Source organism: Bosea sp. NBC_00550, from assembly GCF_026020075.1.
Classification (GTDB): Bacteria; Pseudomonadota; Alphaproteobacteria; order Rhizobiales; family Beijerinckiaceae; genus Allobosea.
Window position 1 is genome coordinate 289,833 of sequence record NZ_CP102772.1, and the last position, 18,532, is coordinate 308,364.

At 66.9% G+C, this 18,532-nt stretch carries 16 protein-coding genes; 8 read left to right on the plus strand and 8 right to left on the minus strand.

All coding sequences use genetic code 11. The features are described from left to right. The first annotated feature begins 66 nt into the window (after positions 1-66). Positions 67-1,110 carry an SDR family oxidoreductase gene (locus NWE53_RS01445; protein WP_265052620.1) on the plus strand — a complete coding sequence of 348 codons (1,044 nt, stop codon included), beginning with the start codon at positions 67-69 and terminating at the stop codon, positions 1,108-1,110. On the opposite strand, the gene NWE53_RS01450 is transcribed toward NWE53_RS01445, so the two are convergent. The 3 genes from NWE53_RS01450 to NWE53_RS01460 all read right to left on the minus strand — a co-directional run bounded on the left by NWE53_RS01450 (position 1,091) and on the right by NWE53_RS01460 (position 4,152). Beyond that, a complete protein-coding gene (locus NWE53_RS01450; protein WP_265052621.1) occupies positions 1,091-2,590 on the minus strand; it encodes a tripartite tricarboxylate transporter permease in 1,500 nt (499 codons plus the stop codon). The two genes, NWE53_RS01445 and NWE53_RS01450, sit on opposite strands and share 20 nt — an antisense overlap. A gap of 16 nt (positions 2,591-2,606) precedes the next feature. Further along, positions 2,607-3,086: a tripartite tricarboxylate transporter TctB family protein gene (locus tag NWE53_RS01455; RefSeq protein ID WP_265052622.1), complete on the minus strand. Its 480-nt coding sequence runs from the start codon at positions 3,084-3,086 to the stop codon at positions 2,607-2,609. 100 nt (positions 3,087-3,186) lie between these two features. Beyond that, the gene (locus NWE53_RS01460; protein ID WP_265052623.1) at positions 3,187-4,152 is read right to left on the minus strand and encodes a Bug family tripartite tricarboxylate transporter substrate binding protein; all 966 of its coding nucleotides are present in this window, start codon (positions 4,150-4,152) and stop codon (positions 3,187-3,189) included. Between the two features lie 226 nt (positions 4,153-4,378). Between NWE53_RS01460 and NWE53_RS01465 the strand changes: the two genes are divergently transcribed. The 3 genes from NWE53_RS01465 (at position 4,379) to NWE53_RS01475 (ending at position 8,654) form a co-directional block, all read left to right on the plus strand. After that, positions 4,379-5,638 carry an O-antigen ligase family protein gene (locus NWE53_RS01465; RefSeq protein ID WP_265052624.1) on the plus strand — a complete coding sequence of 420 codons (1,260 nt, stop codon included), beginning with the start codon at positions 4,379-4,381 and terminating at the stop codon, positions 5,636-5,638. 9 nt (positions 5,639-5,647) lie between these two features. Then, positions 5,648-7,018, plus strand: a complete 1,371-nt coding sequence (gor, locus tag NWE53_RS01470; protein ID WP_265052625.1) for a glutathione-disulfide reductase — start codon at positions 5,648-5,650, stop codon at positions 7,016-7,018. Between the two features lie 250 nt (positions 7,019-7,268). Beyond that, complete coding sequence (locus tag NWE53_RS01475; protein ID WP_265052626.1) at positions 7,269-8,654, plus strand: class II 3-deoxy-7-phosphoheptulonate synthase; 1,386 nt, start codon at positions 7,269-7,271, stop codon at positions 8,652-8,654. 70 nt (positions 8,655-8,724) lie between these two features. Here NWE53_RS01475 and NWE53_RS01480 read toward each other — a convergent pair whose 3' ends face one another. Further along, the gene (locus NWE53_RS01480; protein ID WP_265052627.1) at positions 8,725-9,555 is read right to left on the minus strand and encodes an outer membrane protein; all 831 of its coding nucleotides are present in this window, start codon (positions 9,553-9,555) and stop codon (positions 8,725-8,727) included. 152 nt (positions 9,556-9,707) lie between these two features. On the opposite strand from NWE53_RS01480, the gene gltX reads away from it, so the two are divergent. Next, complete coding sequence (gene gltX, locus NWE53_RS01485) at positions 9,708-11,060, plus strand: glutamate--tRNA ligase (RefSeq protein ID WP_265052628.1); 1,353 nt, start codon at positions 9,708-9,710, stop codon at positions 11,058-11,060. A 119-nt stretch (positions 11,061-11,179) separates the two neighbouring features. Here the strand turns inward: gltX and NWE53_RS01490 are convergent, their stop codons facing one another. Beyond that, a complete protein-coding gene (locus NWE53_RS01490) occupies positions 11,180-12,502 on the minus strand; it encodes an MFS transporter (protein WP_265052629.1) in 1,323 nt (440 codons plus the stop codon). 189 nt (positions 12,503-12,691) lie between these two features. After that, positions 12,692-13,816: a DUF2865 domain-containing protein gene (locus NWE53_RS01495; RefSeq protein ID WP_265052630.1), complete on the minus strand. Its 1,125-nt coding sequence runs from the start codon at positions 13,814-13,816 to the stop codon at positions 12,692-12,694. Between the two features lie 307 nt (positions 13,817-14,123). Here NWE53_RS01495 and NWE53_RS01500 point away from each other — a divergent pair, with 307 nt between their 5' ends. After that, a complete protein-coding gene (locus NWE53_RS01500) occupies positions 14,124-15,074 on the plus strand; it encodes a phosphoribosylaminoimidazolesuccinocarboxamide synthase (RefSeq protein WP_265052631.1) in 951 nt (316 codons plus the stop codon). 135 nt (positions 15,075-15,209) lie between these two features. Here NWE53_RS01500 and NWE53_RS01505 read toward each other — a convergent pair whose 3' ends face one another. Both NWE53_RS01505 and NWE53_RS01510 read right to left on the minus strand, forming a co-directional pair. Further along, the gene (locus tag NWE53_RS01505) at positions 15,210-15,710 is read right to left on the minus strand and encodes a MarR family winged helix-turn-helix transcriptional regulator (RefSeq protein WP_265052632.1); all 501 of its coding nucleotides are present in this window, start codon (positions 15,708-15,710) and stop codon (positions 15,210-15,212) included. Between the two features lie 19 nt (positions 15,711-15,729). Next, positions 15,730-16,815: a TRAP transporter substrate-binding protein gene (locus tag NWE53_RS01510; protein WP_265052633.1), complete on the minus strand. Its 1,086-nt coding sequence runs from the start codon at positions 16,813-16,815 to the stop codon at positions 15,730-15,732. A 62-nt stretch (positions 16,816-16,877) separates the two neighbouring features. Between NWE53_RS01510 and NWE53_RS01515 the strand changes: the two genes are divergently transcribed. Together NWE53_RS01515 and NWE53_RS01520 are read left to right on the plus strand one after the other, a co-directional pair. Continuing rightward, a complete protein-coding gene (locus tag NWE53_RS01515; RefSeq protein WP_265052634.1) occupies positions 16,878-17,888 on the plus strand; it encodes a fumarylacetoacetate hydrolase family protein in 1,011 nt (336 codons plus the stop codon). An 8-nt stretch (positions 17,889-17,896) separates the two neighbouring features. Next, positions 17,897-18,475 carry a DinB family protein gene (locus NWE53_RS01520; protein WP_265052635.1) on the plus strand — a complete coding sequence of 193 codons (579 nt, stop codon included), beginning with the start codon at positions 17,897-17,899 and terminating at the stop codon, positions 18,473-18,475. Positions 18,476-18,532 lie beyond the last annotated feature (57 nt).

Sequence of the window (18,532 nt, forward strand, 5' to 3'; positions counted from 1 at the left end):
GCTGGCGTTTGTCGGAAGCCCGGCCTATCTGCGTGCTCTCGCTGCTGCTGCGCCGGAGCCCGGATCATGACCCGCGATCTCGTCCTCGTGACCGGAGGCTCCGGCTTCCTCGCCGGTCACTGCATCCTGGCGCTGCTCCAGGCCGGTTATGACGTCCGCGCCACACTGCGCTCGCCGGCACGGGAGAGCGGGTTGAGGGACGCCTTGAGGCTGGCCGGCATCGATGCGGGCGAGCGGCTGCAGATCGCGATTGCCGATTTGATGCTGGACGAGGGCTGGGACGAGGCGGCTTCGGGTTGCTCCCATGTGCTGCACGTCGCCTCGCCGCTGGCTGCCGCCGTTCCCAAGGATGAGGACCAGCTGATCCGCCCGGCGCGCGAAGGCACCTTGCGCGTCCTGCGCGCCGCGCATCTGGCCGGTGTGAAGCGTGTGGTTCTGACCTCGTCCTTCGCGGCCATCGGCTACGGACGCGCGCTGAAGCGCCCTTATGACGAGCGCGACTGGACCGACCCGTTGGCGCCCGGCCTGGCGGCCTATCCGAAATCGAAGGCGCTGGCAGAGCGGGCGGCCTGGGATTTCGTCGATGGGGAAGGGCAGGGGCTCGAGCTTGCCGTGGTCAATCCTGTCGGCATCTTCGGCCCTTTGCTGGGACCGGATCTCTCGGCCTCGATCCTGCTGGTCAAGACCATGCTGGAAGGGAAGCTCTGGGCCGTTCCCCGCCTGATGTTCGGCGTCGTCGACGTGCGCGACGTTGCCGATCTGCATCTGCGCGCGATGACCGATCCGGCCGCGGCCGGTGAGCGCTTCCTCGCCACTGCCGGCGACTTCATGACGATGCAGGCCATTGCCCAGGCGCTGAAGGACGGCCTCGGCGAGCGTGCTGCCGGTGTTTCCACGCGCGTGCTGCCGGACTGGCTGGTGCGCTTCGCCGCACGCTTCAGCGCGACCGCGCGTCAGGCTGCTACCCCCGAGCTCGGCCGCGTCAAGACCGCGACCAGCGCCAAGGCTCAGGCCATGCTGGGCTGGCAGCCACGCCCGGCTGCGGAGGCTCTCGTCGCGACCGGCGAGAGCCTGCTCCGGCTCGGCCTCGTCAGTCCTCCGCGGCCTTGAACCGGTTCAGCCCCTGCATCGCGAAGGGCGCGACCAGGGCAAGCAAGGCGATGCCGAGCAGCGTCGCCGAGATCGGGTTTTCCAGCAGGATCATCGGGTCGCCGAGGCTGATCTGCAAGGCGCGGCGCAATTGTTGCTCCGCCATCGGCCCGAGGATGAGCCCGACCACCATCGGCGCGACCGGATAGTCGTAGCGGCGCATCAGATAGCCGAGGAAGCCGAAGGCGAAGAGCATGGCGAGCTCGACCGGCGAGCCGTTGACCGCGAGCGTGCCCATCGTCGCGAAGACGAGGATGCCGGCATAGAGCCAGGGCTGCGGGATCGCCAGCAGACGGACCCAGAGACCGATCAGCGGCAGGTTCAGGATCACCAGCATGACGTTGGCGATGAACAGCGAGGCGATCAGGCCCCAGACTAGGTCCGGCTTCTCGGCGAAGAGCAGCGGCCCGGGGTTCAGCCCGTATTGCTGGAAGCCGGCGAGCATAATCGCGGCCGTCGCCGAGGTCGGCAGGCCGAGCGTCAGCAGCGGCACCAGCGTGCCGGCGGCCGACGCGTTGTTGGCGGCCTCCGGCCCGGCAACGCCCTCGATCGCACCCTTGCCGAATTCGTCGGGGTATTTGCAGAGCTTCTTCTCGGTCGAATAGCTGAGGAAGGTCGGCACCTCCGCGCCGCCCGCCGGCAGCGCTCCGATCGGGAAGCCGAAGGCGGTGCCGCGCAGCCAGGGCGCCCAGGAGCGCTTCCAGTCCTCCTTGGTCATCCACAGCGAGCCCTTGATTGGGATGATCTCCTCGGGATCGCGGAAGCGCTTGGAGGCGACATAGAAGGCCTCGCCCACGGCGAAGAGGCCGACAGCCAGAGTCGTGACCTCGACGCCGTTGAGCAGTTCCGGCACGCCGAAGGTCAGCCGCGCCTGGCCGGTCAGCTTGTCGATGCCGACCAGACCCAGCGTGATGCCGAGGAACAGGCTGGTGAGGCCGCGCAAGGGCGAGTCTCCAAAGGTCGCCGAAACCGTGACGAAGGCGACGATCATCAGGGCGAAATAGTCCCAGGGGCCGAACTTCACCGCGATCTCGACCAGCCACGGCGCAAGGAAGGCAAGTCCGATCGTCGCGATCAGGCCGGCGACGAAGGAACCGATCGCCGAGGTCGCGAGGGCGGGTCCGCCGCGCCCGGCCTTTGCCATCTTCGAGCCTTCGAGCGCGGTGGCGAGCGAGGCGCTTTCGCCGGGTGCGTTGAGCAGGATCGCGGTGGTCGAACCGCCATACATGCCGCCGTAGTAGATGCCGGCGAACATGATCAGGGAGCCCGCCGGATCGAGCTTGAAGGTGACGGGCAGCAACAGCGCGACCGTCAGCGCCGGGCCGATGCCCGGCAGCACGCCGACGGCGGTGCCGAGGAAGACGCCGATCAGGCAGAAGACCAGCTTGGAGGGCTCGAGGGCGACGGTGAAGCCGTGGAGCAGCGAGAGCAGGGTATCCATGGGGTTCAGCTCCGCCTCAGAGGAAAAGACGCTCGAGCGGGCCCGACGGCAGGATCAGCGTCAGGAGCTTGGCGAAGACGAGAAAGATCGCGAGGCCCAGCACGAGGCCGATCGCGGCGTCGACGAGCAGGGCCTGCCGGCCCATGCCGCGCGCGGTGCAGGCGAACACGACCGCGATGGCGATGCTGAAGCCGCCGCCGAGCCCGATGCAGGCGATCAGGAAGGCGAGCCCGCCCGCGATCCACAAAAGCGCATTGCGATCGGCTTCTTCCGGTTCCGGCAGCCCCTCGCGGAAGGCTACGAAGAAATGCGCCAGGCCGAGGATGACGAGCCCGCTCGCCACCACATAGGGCATGGCGGTCGGGCCGACGCCGTAGGTCGAGGTGATGGTCTGCTGGGAGGCATCGTAGCCGACCAGCGCGGCGACGATCAGGAGCAGAACGCCCACGATCAGGGCCGGCTTGTTGGCACCTTGCGTGCGAGTCTCGTTCGTCATGGCGTTCCCGCGGGTGGTGGCCGGCGCCTTCGCAGCGCTTCTGGCGGTGAGAAAAGGGGCCGGTTTCCCGGCCCCTGCTGAATTTGGCTTTTTCGGCGGCTTACTTCACCAGGCCGACTTCGGTCATCACCTTGCCGACACGCTCGATCTCGGCCTTCTGGAAGGCGGCGAATTCCGCGCCGCCGAGGAAAGCGTCGTCCCAGCCGCGTGCCTTGAGGATCTCGCCCCATTCCTTCGTCTTGACGAGCTTGGCGACGGTCTCCTGCAGAGCCTTCTCCTGATCGGCCGAGAGGCCGGGAGGCGCGACGACCGAGCGCCAGTTCAGCAGCTCGAGATCGATGCCCTGCTCCTTCAGCGTCGGGGCGTCCGGCGCATTCTCCAGGCGCTTGCCGGCGGAGACGGCGAGCACGCGCAGCTTGCCGGCCTTGATCTGGCCCTCGAACTCGCCATAGCCGGAGATGCCGGCCGTGACGCGCCCGCCGAGCATGGCGGCCAGTGCCTCGCCGCCGCCCGAGAACGGGATGTAGTTGATCTTCTTGGCATCGGCGCCGACAGCCTGCGCGAACAGCGCCGCGAGGATGTGGTCGGTGCCGCCGGCCGAGCCGCCGGCCCAGGTCACCTTGGCCGGATCGGCCTTCAGGCGCTCGGCCAGATCCTTGGCGGTCTTGAGCGGGGATTCGGTCGGGACGACGATGACTTCGGCCTCGGCGGTAAGGCGCGCGATCGGCGTCACCTGCGTCAGGTTGACCGGCGACTTGTTGAGCAGGATCGCGCCGACCATGACGAAGCCGTTGACCATCAGCTGGTGGCCATCGCCCTTCGCGCCGATGAGCTGGGCGAGGCCGATGGTGCCGCCGGCGCCGGTCACGTTGTTGACCTGCACGCTCTTGACGAGGCCGGAAGCGGTCAGTGCCTGCTGCATCGAGCGCGCCGTGCCGTCCCAGCCGCCGCCGGGCGCGGCGGGAGCCATGATCTTGAGCTCGCTGACTTGGGCGAAGGCCGCCGTCGAGAGAGCCGCGAGCGCCACCGCCGTCAGGGCCGTGCGCTTCAGGATGGTTGTGAGCATGGATTCCTCCGCTTGCGGCTTTGCCGCGGGTTTCTTGAGGCGGCTTCGCCTGTGGCACCTTGCCGCGCCGGTCGTCAATTGCGCCTGATTGCATAATCGGAAGTCAAGAATTTTCGACGGCAGGCAGCTTCCGTCGCATCTTCTATACCTTTCGTTCTACGACCCGCACGTGCCTGCTGATCGAAGCCTCTGGCCGGAAACTCTGCGATCGCGTAATCGCAGGGCCATGAGTTCCTCGATTATCCCCGGTGCTTCCGTGCCGGCTCCCTCGGTCCTTTCGCAGCGTCTTGCCCGCGCCGGCTACGCCCTGTTGGTCGCGCTGCCGCTGGCGATGTGGCTCGCCAATCGCTCGTCGCCGCTGGTCCTGGGATTGGCCGCCCTCTGTTTCCTGTGCTCCGCCCTGGCTGATCGGGGAGTGGCTGACCTCCTGCGGCGCCTGCGCGATGTGCTGCGGACGCCGGTGGGGCTGGCGCTCGGCGCGTTCATGGTGTGGTCGCTCGTGACGATCCTGTGGAGCCACCGGCAGGCCACCAGCCTCGCGATGTGGGGCGAACTGGCGATTCCACTGGCGAGCGGCCTTGCGATTGCCGCGAGCGGGCGCTTCCGGCCCGGCCGGTTGGAGAGCCGCGCCCTTGCCGTCGCCATCGCCGCCGCAGCGATCTTCATGATCGCGGAACTTGCGACCGGGCTCTCGCTTCGCATCGCGCTCGATATCGGCAGGCAGGTCACCTACATCTTCAACCGTCCAGTGCTGACCTGCCTCGTCCTGTTGCCCGTTGCCGCAGCCGGTCTGTTTCTCGGCAGGGGCAGGACGGTTTTCGACTGGCTGCTTTGCGCAGTCATGGTCCTCGTCGTGGCGAGCATTTCCTTCGACTCAGAGAGTGGCGCCGCCGGGCTCGGTTTCCTTCTGCTGGCCCTGGCCTGGATCGCGGCCCGGCTTCTGCCGCGTCTGACGCTTGCCGCAGTCGCTCTCGGCTTCGTCGCGACGATGGCGCTTGCCCCCGTGCTCGGGCGGCTCGGCGACGAGGCCCTGCCGGCCTCGCTGCACGAGCGGCTCGCCAATTCCCATTCGCGGGACCGTGTCGATATCTGGCTGAGCTTCGGCGAGGCGATCAGGGCGCGGCCGTTGCTGGGCTCGGGCTTCGGCACCTCGCCGACGCTGGATCGTCACCCCGTGGCGCTTGAAGTTTCGCCGCCGCGCCGCCAATTGCTCGCAGTCGGGCATCCGCATAGCGCGCCGGTCCAGGCCTGGGTCGAGACGGGCGTCGTCGGTGCGATCCTGCTGACCCTTGCCGGCCTGGCTTTCCTGTGGCGCCTCAGGCATCTCGCGGCGCGCGACCTCGCGCCGCGCCTGGCGCTGGCAGCCTCGGCCTTCGGGGTTGCGACGGTGGCACATGGCGCCTGGCAAGGCTGGTGGGTCGCCGCGTTAGCGCTGGCGGCCGTCTGGCTGACCTGTGGCTTGCCCTCCGAAGGCAGCGACGGCTGAGAGGATATCATGGCTGATTTCGACGTCGATCTCTTCGTCATCGGGGCCGGTTCCGGTGGCACGCGGGCAGCACGCATCGCATCAAGCCACGGCGCCCGGGTGATGATCGCCGAGGAGGATCGGATCGGCGGCACCTGCGTGATCCGCGGCTGCGTGCCCAAGAAGCTCTTCGTCTATGCCAGCCGCTTCGCCGAGGATTTCGAGGATGCGGCGGGTTTCGGTTGGACGCTGGGCACCAGGCCGTCCTTCGACTGGCCGACCCTGCGCGATGCGGTGGCGAATGAGGTCACGCGGCTTTCCGGCCTCTATAGAAAGGGCTTGGAAGGGGCGAAGGTCGAGATTCGCGAGGAGCGCGCTGTCGTCGAGGGGCCGCAGAGCGTGCGGTTGGCCAAGAGCGGCCAGATCGTCCGCGCCCGCCACATCCTCGTCGCGACCGGAGGCTGGCCTTCCTTCGATCCGCCGATCCCCGGCGGCGAACTCGGCATCTCCTCGAACGAGGTCTTCCACCTGCCGGTCTTGCCCAAGCGGATGCTCGTGGTCGGCGGCGGCTATATCGCGCTCGAATTCGCCAGCCTCTTCGCCCGGCTCGGTGTCGCGGTCACGCTGCTCCATCGTGGCGACAACATCCTGCGCGGCTTCGACGAGGACATTCGCACGCGGCTGCGCGATGCGCTCGCCCATGCCGGCATCACCTTCCGCCTCGGCTGCACGATCGAGCGCATCGAGGAACTGGCGGACGGCACGCGCCGCGCCCATTGCCCCAGCGGGACGCCGATCGACGCCGACGTCATCCTGGTCGCGACCGGACGCCGGCCTAACACGAAGGGCCTTGGCCTGGAGCAGGCAGGGGTCGAGCTCGGCCCGCTCGGCGAGATTGTCGTCGACGCCGCCACCGCCAGCAGCGTGCCGTCGATCCACGCGGTCGGCGACGTCACCAACCGCGTCAACCTGACGCCCGTCGCCATCCGCGAGGGTCATTCCTTTGCCGACAGCATCTTTGGCAGCAAACGCTGGATAGTCGACCACGCCACCATCGCCTCGGCGGTCTTCACCACGCCGGAGGTCGGGACGGTCGGTTTGTCGGAAGGGCAGGCCATGGCCGCCGGGCACGACGTCAGGATCTTCGAGTCCGGCTTCCGCCCGATGAAGGCGACGATCTCCGGCCGGCAGGAGCGCATCTATATGAAGCTCGTCGTCGATGTGAAGACCGACCGGGTGCTCGGCGTTCACATCCTCGGTCACGACGCCGGAGAGATCGTCCAGGCTGTCGGCATCGCCGTGACGATGGGCGCGACCAAGGCGGATTTCGACCGCACCGTCGCCCTGCATCCGAGCGCGGCCGAGGAACTCGTGACGATGCGCACGCCGCGCGCCGGCTAGCGGCGCGCAGGGCGCTGCCGGTTTCGGCAGCGTTGAATCAATCTGCGAAGCCGCTCTTCCGCGACATCAACGACTGACGGCATCTCGCTGAGATGAATCGGCTTTTCGATATCCAGTAGACGCGGATCGCGCCCGTTTCGCGCGCGCTGACCGGACTGTGGCTATTCCGGCGCCATGGGTGTATAGCCGCGCCTTCGCGCCACGAAGAGGTAACCACGCGCGATTTCAATGAGCAGGAGCACGTAGTCCCATGTCCGAGCGGTGGACGCCAGAAAGCTGGAGGGCCATGCCCGCCCAGCAGATTCCGGAATATCCGGACCAGGCAGCCTTGAAGGCGGTTGAGCAGCAGCTCGCCGGCTTTCCGCCGCTCGTTTTTGCAGGCGAGGCGCGCAAGCTCAAACGGGCGTTGGGCAAGGTCGCGGCCGGTGAGGCCTTCCTCCTGCAGGGCGGTGATTGCGCCGAGAGCTTCGCCGAGCATTCGGCCGACAATATCCGCGACTTCTTCCGGCTCTTCCTCCAGATGGCCGTGGTGCTGACCTTTGCCGGTGGCTCGCCGGTGGTGAAGGTCGGGCGCATCGCGGGCCAGTTCGCGAAGCCGCGGTCCGCGCCGAACGAGAAGATCGGCGACGTCGAGCTTCCCAGCTACAAGGGCGACATCGTCAACGACATCGCCTTCACGGCCGATGCGCGCATCCCCGATCCGCGCCGCCAGCTCGAGGCCTACAGGCAGTCGGCGGCGACGCTGAACCTGATCCGCGCCTTCGCGACGGGCGGCTATGCCAATCTCGACAACGCGCATCGCTGGATGCTCGGCTTCGTCAAGGACAGCCCGTCCTCGCATCGCTACCAGGAAGTGGCCGAGCGCATCACCGAGGCGCTCGACTTCATGCGCGCCATCGGCATCGATCCGGAAACCCATCCGGAGATGCGCACGACCGACTTCTACACCAGCCACGAGGCGCTGCTGCTCGGCTACGAGCAGGCGATGACGCGCACGGATTCGACCACCGGCGAGTGGTACGACACCTCCGGCCACATGGTCTGGATCGGCGACCGCACGCGCCAACTCGACCACGCCCATGTCGAGTTCTTCCGCGGCATCAAGAACCCGATCGGCCTGAAATGCGGTCCTTCGACCACGGTCGACGGCCTGCTCAAGCTGATCGAGGTGCTCGATCCGCAGAACCAGCCGGGCCGCCTGACGCTGATCGCCCGCTTCGGTGCCGACAAGGTGTTCGACAACCTGCCGGCCCTGGTGCGCGCCACCAAGCGGGAAGGGCGCAATGTCGTCTGGTCCTGCGATCCGATGCACGGCAACACGGTCAAGGCCGCGAGCGGCTACAAGACGCGTCCCTTCGACCTGATCATGACCGAGGTGAAGAACTTCTTCGCCGTCCATCAGGCCGAAGGCACCCATGCCGGCGGCCTGCATCTGGAGATGACCGGCAAGAACGTCACCGAATGCACCGGCGGCGCGCGCGGTATGACCGATGCGGATCTCAACGACCGCTATCACACAGTCTGCGATCCCCGCCTCAATGCCGAGCAGGCGCTTGAGCTCGCCTTCCTTGTGGCCGAGCTGGTCAAGCGCGAACGTTCCGGCCGCGCCCGGCCGGAAGTCGAGGCAGCCGAGTGAACTGAAGCCAGGCTGAAACGAAAAAGGGCCGGTGCGGATCGCACCGGCCCTTTTTCGTTGGAGAAACAAGTCAGAATTTGATGGCGGCTGCAACGCGGGCGGTGTTGACGTTCACGGTCACGCCTTCGACGTCATTGAAGCTGGTGAAGAGATATTCGCCGCGTACGATCAGGTTTTCTGTGAGTGCGGCTTCGAGGCCGCCGCCGACAGACCAGCCATACCCCCAGACGTCTTTCTTTGCGCCCCCGATTACGCGGGGCCAGCCAAAATAGCTCGTCGTGTAGTTGGAAGCCGGTGTGCGCCAGTCGGAAGCGACGGCGATGTTGGTGTCGAAGCGTCCGGCTGCCGCGCCGATCGTGAAGTACGGCATCAATCGCCCGTAGGCATAGCCGAAGCGGAGGCGAGCGTTGAAATAATCGTTCAGCCGGGCGTTTTGAACAGAGGCGATATAAACGTCGCCCGAAGATAGTCGACGACCCTCGAGCGTGGACGCCGTCGTTTCCTGATCGACTCGGGAATATTCGGCCTCGAAACCGAGGATGACATCGCCAAATGCATAGTTATAACCCGCGAACACACCATAGGTCGGTCCGCGATCGTTCCTCGCCGGCGTCAATACCAGCTGGCCGGGGTCCATCTCGCCTAGCACGACTGTGCCGTTGAAGTTGCCGTTGGCGATGTCGAGGACGCCTTTGTCCGTACGGAAGCGAGTCTCGCTCAACCCGCCGAATCCGCCGAAGTAAAAGCCCGACCAATTGATGCCGAGATCGGGCGCAGGCGGAGCATCCTCGATCTGAGAGCCGCGCAGCACCGGATAATCCGCCGCAAGGGCAGGGGCTGTGAGAACACCTGTCGCGAGGGCAGCGGCCGCGCATGCAGGCGCGATGGAACGGATACGCATCCTGATCTCCCCGAGCAGCGGTCCGGTTCCATCCGTTTCACCCTGCTCGGCGATGATTCATGCCTTGGTAACCCTAATACCGGGTTAACGGTGCGGAAGCCGGGCCAACGACGCGATTGTCGCCTGCCTGCAAACGCGCCATAAGCCGCGTCATGACAACGCCAGTCGCCACATCGCCCTTGGTCCGCTTCGCGCCATCGCCCACGGGCTATCTCCATATCGGCAACGCCCGGCCGGCGCTGTTCAACTGGCTGTTCGCCCGTCGGCATGGCGGGCGTTTCCTGCTGCGTTACGACGACACCGACGTCGCCCGTTCGAAGCCGGAATATGCCGATGCCATCGCCGAGGATCTCGGCTGGCTCGGCATCGTGCCCGATCTCGTCATCAGGCAGTCGGAGCGCCTCCCGATCTACGACGCGGCAGCAGAGCGTTTGCGCCAGGCCGGTCGTCTCTATGCCTGCTACGAGAGCGCCGACGAATTGGACCGCCGCCGCAAGCGCCAGCTCGCCCGCGGCCTGGCGCCGATCTACGACCGCGCTGCGCTGAAGCTCACTGCCGAGCAGAAGGCGGCCTTCGAAGCCGAGGGGCGCAAGCCGCACTGGCGCTTCCTGCTGGAGGCGCGTGAGGTTACCTGGGACGATCTCGTGCGCGGCGCCTCTCATGTCGATTGCGCCTCGCTCTCGGACCCGGTGCTGGTGCGCGAGGACGGCAGCTACCTGTACACGCTGCCTTCCGTGGTCGACGACATCGAGACCGGCGTGACCCATGTCATCCGCGGAGAGGATCACGTCACCAACACGGCGGTGCAGGCACAGATCTTCGAGGCGCTGGGCGCGAGCCTGCCCGTCTTCGGCCATCACAACCTGCTGACCACGGCGAGCGGCGAGGGGCTTTCAAAGCGCCTCGGCCATTTGTCCCTGCGCGGCCTGCGCGACGGCGGTGTCGAGGCCCTGGCCGTCGCGGCGCTGGCTACGATGGTCGGTACCTCCGACGCGGTGCGCCCGGTGTCGAGCCTCGACGAACTCGCGGGCCTCGTCGAGCTCTCCCATGTCTCGCGCGCGCCGGCCAAGTTCGACGAGAACGAGCTGGCGGTGCTGAGCGCCCGCACGCTCCACCAGCTTCCATTCGCCGCCGTGGCGGGGCGGTTCGCGGCGCTCGGTATCGACGGCGAGGCCTTCTGGCTGGCGGTGCGGGGCAATCTCGCGAAGCTGGATGAAGCCGGCCAGTGGTGGCAGGTCGTCCAGGGACCGGCGACGCCCGTGATCGCGGATCAGCCCTTCGTGGCCACGGCCGCGGGCCTGCTGCCGCAGGAGCCCTTCGACGCCACGACCTGGAAAAGCTGGACGCAGGCCGTTGCCGCCGCGACCGGCGCCAAGGGCAAGGCGTTGTTCATGCCGCTGCGGCAGGCCCTGACAGGGCTGGACCACGGCCCGGAGTTGGCCGCTCTGCTGCCGCTGATCGGGCGCGAGAAGGTGCTGAAGCGGCTCGCCGGCGAGAGCGCCTGAGGACCCTCCGACCGTCATTCTCGGGCGCCGCGCAGCGGCGACCCGAGAATCTCATGCAGGAGAGGCACTGGTTTCCGAGATGCTCGGGTCAAGCCCGAGCATGACGTTCCCGCATTCCCTCACTCATGGCGGTGCATCGCCGAGCTGTGCTTGGTGTCGCGCATGGTCGAATAGACCAGGAACGACAGGAAGATGACGCCCGCGAGGTAGTAGTAGAACCACTCTTCATGGCCTTGCTGTTTGAAGAACAGGGCGATGGCCGGCGCCGTGCCGCCGAAGATCGAGACCGTCACCGCATAGGGCACGGCGACGCCGGTGGCGCGGATCGCGGTCGGGAAGAGCTCGGCTTTCACCACCGCGTTGATCGAGGTGTAGCCGGCGGTGAAGATCCAGGCGCCGCAGATCAGCAGGAAAGCCATCCACGCCGATTTCGTGCCGGCGAGCGTGGTCAGGATCGGCACGGTGAGGAGCGTGCCGGCGAGGCCGAAGAACATCAGCATCGGCTTGCGGCCGATCCTGTCGGAGATCAGGCCGTAGATCGGCTGCAGGATCGCCGCGAAGATCAGCGAGCCGGCGATGACATAGGTCGTCACGATGTCGGAGAGCCCGACCGTCTGTCTGACGAAGGTCTGCATATAGGTCGTGAAGGTGTAGAAGGCGGCCGTTCCGCCGGCCGTGAGGCCAACCACGATCGCGACCTCGCGCGGATACTTCATCAGGCCCTTGAGCGAGCTTTCGCGCTTCATCGTGCCCTTGGCCGCCTCGAAGGCTTCGGTCTCCTGCATATGCCGCCGCATGAACATTGCGGTCACGGCGAGCAGTGCGCCGATGACGAAGGGGATGCGCCAGCCCCAGGCGACGAGCTGCTCATGCGTCAGGAAGACGTTCTGGAGCAGCAGCAGCACGAGAATGGCGGTGAGCTGTCCGCCGATCAGCGTGACGTACTGGAAGCTCGAATAGAAGCCGCGATGCTCCGGGTCCGCGATCTCGGTGAGATAGGTGGCGCTCGCCCCATACTCGCCGCCGAGGCTGAGGCCCTCGATGATGCGCGCCAGGGCCAGCAGGACTGGGGCGGCGAAGCCGATCGTCGCATAGGTCGGCGTGAAGGCGATGATCAGCGAACCAAAGCACATCATCAGGACCGACACCATCAGCGACAGCCGCCGCCCGTAACGATCAGCCAGATGCCCGAACAGCCAGCCGCCGATCGGCCGCACGATGAAGCCCGCGGCGAACAGCGTCGCGGCGTTCAGCTGCTGCACGACCGGATCGTGCGAGGGGAAGAAATGCGGCGCGAAATACAGCGCGAAGGCGGTGTAGGCGTAGAAATCGTACCATTCGACGAGGTTGCCGACGGAGCCGATGAAGATCGCCTTGAGGCGTCTTTTCGCGTCGTCGATCTCGATCGGATGGGGATGTGGCGTGGTGGTCGTATCGGACATGGCGGCCTTCTGCAGCTGGGGAGCGTCAGAGGCGAGCGCGCGACCCGAAAGGCCGTGGAGGCGGTCTGGCGGCCTCCCGAAGGGCGGCTTGGGAACCCTTTTATGCGTCCGTTTTCGGCATGCGTCCAGCGGCCGGCACGCCGTCGCCATGCGCCCGCAATTGCGTTTGGCGCATGGAACTTTGCCGGTTCAGGGCCGAACGAGCTGCGGGCTGAGGTTCGGTGCGAGGTTGGGTGCGACGATGCGCACCGAGCGCCGCTCGCCGGTGACGCTGCGGGACTCGCTCTTCAATCCGTCCTTCTTGTCTAGCACCTTCTCGTCGACGATGCTCGGGCCGACACCGGCGGACTCGGTGCCCGCCGTCGGCGAATTCTCGGAGGGCATCGGCTTCTCCTCGGCGACATCCGGCGTGGCGCCCGGTTGCGCCGCCGGTGCCGGCTGGGTGCCGGCCCGCCGCTTCGCATCGGCTTTCGGGTCGAGCTTCGGACGGGAGAGCTCGGCGGCGCGCTGCTCGCTGAGGATCACGTCGCCCTTGCGCTTGTCGAGCAGGTATTCGGCGTTCTTGAGCGCGGCCGACCAGCTTTCGCCCTGGCCCCGACAGGTGCAGGCGGCATCGAAGCTGCGCGTGTATTTTCCGGCGTTCGCCAGCGAGGAATAGGGTTGCCCGGTCGAGCGCGAGGCCGCGTTCTGGATATCGCCGCCGGTGCTCATGCCGAAAGCCGTCGTCTCGACGCCGGGGCAGAGCGCCTGGCACATCTCGTCGGCATTGCCGGTGTTGTTGGTCAGCGGGAAGAAAAAGCCGTCGCAGGTCCGGACGCAAACCGTCTGCGGGCCGCCGAGGCGCGGCTTCTCGGGCTCGACAGGCTGATCCGGGTCAAGCTCCGGCAGGGTCGAATCGATTTCGCCGCGGCGCGGCTCGATCCCGAAGATCGTGTCGAAGAAGCCGCGCGGCTGGGCCCGGCAGTTGTTGTTGATCGCGGCGGCGAGCTGGGCGCGCCGCTGTTCGACGCCGCCGCCCTGGGCCTGGCGCTGCAGCGCCGTATACTGTGACTGCAACTGGCCGAGCTGAGCGCGGATCGCCCCGCATTGCGGCGGGCCGGAATCGAAAATGCCGAACGCGCGCTCGCAGCCCATGGCGCGATACTGGCCGGTGAGCTGCGAAAGCTGGGCGCCCGCGCGCTGGGCCGCCTGGGCGGCGCGCGGATCGCCGCCGCTGCGGCCCTGCAGGCTTTCGAGTTCCGATCGCCAGGCGTCGCAGGAAGGCGATTGCGCCGCGGCAGGCCCGCTCAGAGCCGCCAGCGCCAGCAGCGCCATACCGAAACGTCTGGAAAGTCGCAGAATCATCGCAGGTCGGGTCACGCCATCCATTGTCGAAAGCCGGCAAGCCGACTCTGTCCAAGAACACCCGCCAAACACGACGGAACTATGGAGCGGCCTGCGTCGGGGCGCCGCGGACTTGGCTCCTGTTGGAGGCTTCGCATGCCATATTCGGGCCGTGGCAGCAATCCGGGGACGGGGGCGGCGGCGCGGTGGTGGAAAACTCCCGCTTTCGCTAGAAGGGCAGCCTGAACGGCGCTGCCGGCGCCCGTCCTCGTGTTCCGCCAATGAGGCAAGCCCGCCCATGTCCGACTATCCGCCTCTTCACGAAGCCGTCATCCCCGAGCTGCCGAACTACTATCGCGGCAAGGTCCGCGAGAACTACGACCTGCCGGGCGATCGTCGCATCCTGATCTCGACCGATCGGCTCTCCGCCTTCGACCGTGCGATCGCCTCGATTCCCCTGAAGGGCCAGGTCCTGACCCAGACGGCGCGCTACTGGTTCGAGCAGACCGCCGACATCTGCCCCAACCATGTGCTGGAATATCCGGACCCGAACGTCGTGGTCGGCAGGCGCCTCGAAATCCTGCCCGTCGAGATCGTGGTCCGCGGCTATCTGGCCGGCACGACCGGCACCTCGATCCTGACGCTCTACAAGCAGGGCCAGCGCGAGATGTACGGCATCAGCCTGCCGGACGGCCTGCGCGACAATCAGGAACTGCCGCAGCCGATCATCACGCCGACGAGCAAGGCCTTCGACGGCGGCCATGACGAGCCGCTGTCGCAGCGCCAGATCGTCGAGGGCGGGCTGCTGACGCAGGAGCAGTGGGACACGGTTTCTGGCTACGCGCTCGCGCTCTTCGCGCGCGGCCAGAAGCTCGCCCGCGAGCGTGGCCTGATCCTCGCCGACACCAAATACGAATTCGGCACCGATGCGCAGGGGCGCATCATCCTCGCCGACGAGATCCATACGCCGGATTCGAGCCGCTATTGGTTCGCCGAAAGCTTCCTCGCCCGCTTCGCTGCCGGCGAGAAGCCCGAATCCTTCGATAAGGATTTCGTCCGCAACTGGGTCGTGGCCCGCTGTGACCCCTACAAGGAAGAGCTGCCGCCGATCCCGCAGGAGCTGATCGACCAGACCTCGGCGGTTTATGTCCGCGCCTACGAGACGATCACGGGGGCGGCTTTCGCTTATCCCCCGAAGGGCGAAGACCCGTTGCCGCGGATCAGGAAGAATCTCGCCCGGTATTTTTGAGGGCGCGGCGCGAACGTACGTCATTCTCGGGCTTGACCCGAGAATCTCAGGCCGAGAGAGGCGAGGGGCCTCGGCGTCACGAGATGCTCGGGTCAAGCCCGAGAATGACGGCGCCCACGCGTTTCCTCGCAGCCGCTACGCCCCGTCCTCGTCACGATAGTTGCCGGCGAGGTGGCGGCCGCGCTCGGTCAGCGTCGAGAGCACGCGCTCGAACACCTTGAGCTCGTCGGGCGCGATGCCCTCGAGCCAGCGCGCCTCGAAGCCGAGCGCCAGCGGCACGATCTGGTTGTAGATGCGCCGGCCGGCAGCAGTCAGCGTCGCGAAGGATTCGCGCCGGTCCTGCCGGTTCTCCGCACGCGAGACGAGGCCGCGTTTCTCCAGCTCGGTGACAGCGCGCGAGACCTTGGTCTTGTGCATCTGGGCGAGCTCGCCGATGTCGCGCGAGGTCAGCTTGCCGAACTCGCCGAGCTGCGCCACCACCCGCCATTCCGGGATGCCGATGCCGAAATGCTCGCCATAGATGCGCCCGAGCGCGCGGCCGCCCAGCGTGCCCACGACGTTGAGGCGATAGGGCAGGAAGCGCTCCAGATGGAGCGCCTGGTTTTCCGGATCGGGTGCTGGCGGTTTCGTTGTCATGGCGATGGACAGGCGCGCCTCAGCGCGCCTTCAGCCTGTTCATGAACGAGTCGTAGGACAGCTCTGCCACCTGCCACCAGAGCAGGTTCTCGCCACGGAAGGCGACCATCGAATCGTAGCCCTTCTTGAAGTCCGGGCTTTTGGCGCTGGTTTCGGCGTAATACTCCTCGGCCGCCTTGAGCGCCGCTTCCATGACCGGCAGCGGGAAGCCGCGCAGCTGCGCGCCCTGCGAGACCAACCGGCGCAGGCCGCCGGGGTTCACGAAGTCGTACTTCGCCAACATCCAGTTGTTGGCCGCTTCGCAGGCGTTCTGGACGATGGCCTGATAGTGCTTCGGCAGCTTGGCCCAGGCATCCTTGCCGATGATCAGGTGCAGCATTGCGCCGCCCTCCCACCAGCCGGGGTAGTAGTAGTATTTCGCGACGCGGATGAAGCCGAGCTTCTCGTCGTCATAGGGGCCGACGAACTCGGCCGCGTCGATCGTGCCGCGCTCCAGCGCCGGATAGACGTCGCCGGGCGCGATCTGCGTCGGCACCACGCCGAGCTTGGCGAGAACCGCGCCGCCCATGCCGCCGATGCGGAACTTCAGCCCCTTGAGGTCGTCGAGACCAGTGAGTTCCTTGCGGAAGAAGCCGCCCATCTGGCAGCCGGAATTGCCGCAGGGGATCGAATAGGCATTGAAGCGGTCGAGCACGCCGTTCACGATCTGCTCGCCGCCGCCGAAATACCACCAGCTATGCTGCTGGCGGGCGTTGAGGCCGAAGGGGATGCCGGTGCCGAGCCCGAGCGTCGGGTCCTTGCCGATGTAGAAATAGGTGGGGGAATGCGCGCATTCGACCGTGCCGGAGGAGACGGCATCGAGCGCCTGCAGGCCGGGCACGATCTCGCCGGGTGCGAAGACCTGGATGTCGAACTTGCCGTCGGTCGCCTCGGATACGTATTTCGAGAACTGCTGCGCTGTGCCGAAGATCGTGTCGAGCGACTTCGGGAAGCTCGAGGTCAACCGCCATTTCACCTCGGGCTGGGACTGAGCGATCGCCGGCATCGCGACCGAAGTCGCCGCGGCGGCGAGCGCCCCCGTTTTCAAAAAGCTGCGACGTTCCATATGGTCTCCTCCCGAAGGCTTGTTGCGTCCTTATTGGCGCGTCCGCGAAGGAATGAAAAGAGATGAAGCTTGCCTCGCTCTCGCATGGCCGTGATGGCCGCCTCGTCGTCGTCTCGCGGGACCTGACGCGGGCGACCGACGCCTTTCCCGTCGTCGCGACCCTGCAGGCGGCACTGGACGACTGGGAGCGCCATGCCCCGCGTCTGGCCGACCTTGCCGAGAGTCTGGAGCACGGCTCGGTGCCGTCCTTCCGCTTTCATGAGCACCATTGCGCCGCGCCGCTGCCGCGCGCCTATCAGTGGCTCGACGGCTCGGCCTATGTGAACCATGTCGATCTCGTCCGGAAGGCGCGCGGCGCGGCCATGCCGGACAGTTTCTGGACCGATCCGCTGATGTACCAGGGCGGCAGCGACGTCACACTCGGGCCGCGCCAGCCGGTGCTGGCACGCAGCGAGGAGGACGGCATCGATTTCGAGGCCGAGATCGCGGTCGTGACCGGCGACGTGCCGATGGGTGCGAGCCGCGCCGAGGCGCTCGGGCACATCCGGCTCATCATGCTCGCAAACGACGTGAGCCTGCGGAATCGGATTCCCGGCGAATTAGCGAAAGGCTTTGGATTCGTTCAGTCAAAGCCTGCCTCGGCCTTCTCCCCGGTCGCGGTCACGCCGGACGAGCTCGGCTCCGCCTGGCAGGACGGCAAGCTCAGCCTGCCGCTGCTGGCCCAGGTTAACGGCACGCTCTTCGGCAAGCCCGATGCCGGTGTCGACATGACTTTCGATTTCGGCACGCTCGTCGCCCACGCCGCCGCGACGCGGCGCCTCTCCGCCGGAACGATCATCGGCTCCGGCACGGTCTCGAACCGCGATTCCGATGGCGGCCCCGGCAGGCCTGCCGCGGAGGGCGGGCTGGGCTATGCCTGCATCGCCGAGCAGCGCATGGTCGAGACGATTCGCCAGGGCGAGCCGCAGACGCCGTTCCTGCGCTTCGGCGACACGGTCCGCATCGAGATGAAGGATGCCGCCGGGCATTCGATCTTCGGCGCGATCGAACAGGAGATCCTGCCTCATGTCTAAGCCGCGCGATGTCTGAGAGCGCGGGCCGCCATGGGCCGTTGAGCGCCCATTTCCGCAAGATGGCGCATAACAACGCCTGGGCGAACTGGCGGCTGCTCTCGGCCTGCATGCGGCTCGGCGACGAGGCGTTCACGGCGACGCGCACGAGCTTCTTCCCCTCGCTGCATGAGACGCTGAACCACAACCTGATGGTCGATCTCTATTACATCGACGCGCTCGAACGCGGCGGGCTTGGCCGGCAGGTGTTCGAGCGCTTCCGACCCTTCGACTTGAGCGGGCTGTTCCAGGCGCAGACCGTGGCCGACCGCCGCCTGATCGCCGTCTGCGACGGGTTCACGGACGCCACTTTCAGCTCCACCGTCGCCACCGACCGCGGCGAGCATGGCGCGATCGAGGAGCGGATCGACGACCTGCTGGCGCATCTCTTCCAGCATCAGATCCACCATCGTGGCCAGGCCCATGCGATGCTGGCCGGCACCGAAGTCCCTCCGCCGCAGCTCGACGAGTATTTCCTGCTGTTCGACTCGCAGCAGACGCGCGTCGAGCTGCGCCGCCTCGACCTGCTTCCACCGGAAGAGTTGCTCTGAGCCGGGAAGGCGGGCTTGCCGTGCTTGGCGGCGGCCCGCGCGCCGGATAACCTGATC

What these genes read in the sequence shown, in the direction of transcription:
- NWE53_RS01510 (WP_265052633.1), bottom strand. Translation starts at nt 16,815, where the DNA reads ATGGAACGTCGCAGCTTTTTGAAAACGGGGGCGCTCGCCGCCGCGGCG.
- NWE53_RS01495 (WP_265052630.1), bottom strand. Translation starts at nt 13,816, where the DNA reads ATGGCGCTGCTGGCGCTGGCGGCTCTGAGCGGGCCTGCCGCGGCGCAA.
- NWE53_RS01455 (WP_265052622.1), bottom strand. Translation starts at nt 3,086, where the DNA reads ATGACGAACGAGACTCGCACGCAAGGTGCCAACAAGCCGGCCCTGATC.
- NWE53_RS01445 (WP_265052620.1), top strand. Translation starts at nt 67, where the DNA reads ATGACCCGCGATCTCGTCCTCGTGACCGGAGGCTCCGGCTTCCTCGCC.
- NWE53_RS01490 (WP_265052629.1), bottom strand. Translation starts at nt 12,502, where the DNA reads ATGTCCGATACGACCACCACGCCACATCCCCATCCGATCGAGATCGAC.
- NWE53_RS01465 (WP_265052624.1), top strand. Translation starts at nt 4,379, where the DNA reads ATGAGTTCCTCGATTATCCCCGGTGCTTCCGTGCCGGCTCCCTCGGTC.
- NWE53_RS01480 (WP_265052627.1), bottom strand. Translation starts at nt 9,555, where the DNA reads ATGCGTATCCGTTCCATCGCGCCTGCATGCGCGGCCGCTGCCCTCGCG.
- NWE53_RS01505 (WP_265052632.1), bottom strand. Translation starts at nt 15,710, where the DNA reads ATGACAACGAAACCGCCAGCACCCGATCCGGAAAACCAGGCGCTCCAT.
- NWE53_RS01500 (WP_265052631.1), top strand. Translation starts at nt 14,124, where the DNA reads ATGTCCGACTATCCGCCTCTTCACGAAGCCGTCATCCCCGAGCTGCCG.
- NWE53_RS01450 (WP_265052621.1), bottom strand. Translation starts at nt 2,590, where the DNA reads ATGGATACCCTGCTCTCGCTGCTCCACGGCTTCACCGTCGCCCTCGAG.
- NWE53_RS01520 (WP_265052635.1), top strand. Translation starts at nt 17,897, where the DNA reads ATGTCTGAGAGCGCGGGCCGCCATGGGCCGTTGAGCGCCCATTTCCGC.
- NWE53_RS01475 (WP_265052626.1), top strand. Translation starts at nt 7,269, where the DNA reads ATGTCCGAGCGGTGGACGCCAGAAAGCTGGAGGGCCATGCCCGCCCAG.
- gltX (WP_265052628.1), top strand. Translation starts at nt 9,708, where the DNA reads ATGACAACGCCAGTCGCCACATCGCCCTTGGTCCGCTTCGCGCCATCG.
- NWE53_RS01460 (WP_265052623.1), bottom strand. Translation starts at nt 4,152, where the DNA reads ATGCTCACAACCATCCTGAAGCGCACGGCCCTGACGGCGGTGGCGCTC.
- NWE53_RS01515 (WP_265052634.1), top strand. Translation starts at nt 16,878, where the DNA reads ATGAAGCTTGCCTCGCTCTCGCATGGCCGTGATGGCCGCCTCGTCGTC.
- gor (WP_265052625.1), top strand. Translation starts at nt 5,648, where the DNA reads ATGGCTGATTTCGACGTCGATCTCTTCGTCATCGGGGCCGGTTCCGGT.